A 372-nucleotide genomic window follows, 5' to 3' on the forward strand; every position below is an offset into this window, starting at 1 on the left:
CCCGTCCCCCCTGCTCGACCATCTGCAGCAGAATGTCGGCAGTCTCTCTTTGGACCTCGAGATGCCGAAATACGGTGATAGCGGGAAAGGCGCAGGCGGCCGGATAGACGATGCGGATGCAACGGCCTGCAATGGCGACCACCTGGCTCACAAGCTCTTGAGCCGATGATGGAGGTGACGGCGCGCAGGGCCGTATGAGGCTCAGCCGCTGCCAATCCTCGAGCGCGGTCTCGACATGCCGGTTCGCCTCGCGACTGTCGACGCCGCTGCGCGCCATCTCGAGCGAGATGGCCTGCGGTGGCGTGCCTTCTTCCAGGGAGCGCCAAATCTCGGCAGCGGTATCGTTGACGGCGAAGATGGCCTGCCGGGACG

At 65.1% G+C, this 372-nt stretch carries 1 protein-coding gene; it reads right to left on the bottom strand.

The genetic code is table 11. The features are described 5' to 3' along the window. Nucleotides 1-372 (bottom strand): PqqD family protein (locus tag EN818_RS31050; RefSeq protein WP_135906640.1); only part of this gene is annotated, 372 nt, incomplete at both ends.

Origin of the sequence: Mesorhizobium sp. M3A.F.Ca.ET.175.01.1.1 (assembly GCF_004791945.1) — a bacterium.
GTDB lineage: Bacteria > Pseudomonadota > Alphaproteobacteria > Rhizobiales > Rhizobiaceae > Mesorhizobium.